This window comes from Kineococcus indalonis (genome assembly GCF_009906395.1).
Taxonomy (GTDB): Bacteria; Actinomycetota; Actinomycetes; order Actinomycetales; family Kineococcaceae; genus Kineococcus; species Kineococcus indalonis.
The window spans coordinates 1-793 of record NZ_JAAALM010000929.1; the positions used below are offsets into that span (position 1 = coordinate 1).

At 83.6% G+C, this 793-nt stretch carries 1 pseudogene; it reads right to left on the reverse strand.

Going from position 1 to position 793, the window contains the following annotated elements:
• Positions 1-759 (reverse strand): annotated as a pseudogene (locus GTR00_RS22000) (hypothetical protein); the annotation flags it as partial.
• Positions 760-793: the final 34 nt, after the last annotated feature.

Genomic DNA, 793 nt, shown 5'->3' on the forward strand with positions numbered 1-793 from the left:
GGGTGGTGGGACGCCGCCCGCGCCCCAGCGCCCGTCGCGCGCGTCCTGCAGGTGCAGGGCGTCGGCCGCGGTGCCGGCGGGGTCGAGCAGGGCCTCCAGCGCACCGCCGGGCGCGGCGCGGGCGGCGTCCCACCACCCGCGGGGGTCCCACGCCCACCCGGCCAGCGCGTACGCACCGGCGGCGCCCTCGGCGACGAGCGCGCGGGCGGCGTCGGTGACGTGCTCGCCGGGGGTGCGGGGGCGGTGCGCCACGTCGGCGACGAGCGCGAGCAGGCGCTCGGCGAGGCGGGCGGAGCGCTCGTCGTGCTCGGCCAGCAGGGCGTCGCGGCTGCGGTGCCACAGCTCCAGCGCGGCCCAGGCCCCCTGGGCGGCGGCGAGGTCGGCGCCGGTCTCGCGGGTGCGGCGCTCGGCGTCGGCCAGGCCGTCCTCGACGGCGCGCAGGCGCCCGGTGAGCACCGCGAGGTCGCGGGCGTGCTGCTCCAGCAGGGCGGCCCCGGCGGCGGCGGTGCGGGTGAGCAGGTCCAGGTCGTCCAGGACGCCGGCGGCCAGCTCGCCGAACCCGGCGTGCGCCGCGCCCCACCAGCCGCCCGGGCCGTGGACGGCGGCGTCGACGTCGGCCCGGGCGCCGCCGAGCTGCCCGGCCGTGCCCCGCGCCGCGCGCGCCGCGGCGTCCGCCGCCGACGGCGACAGCGGCGACAGCGGCGGCAGCGGCGGCAGCGGCGGCAGCGGCGGCACGGCCGCCCGCGTCCCTGGTCCCACCCGCACCTCCCCGGTCGCCGGGACCGTAGGGAGG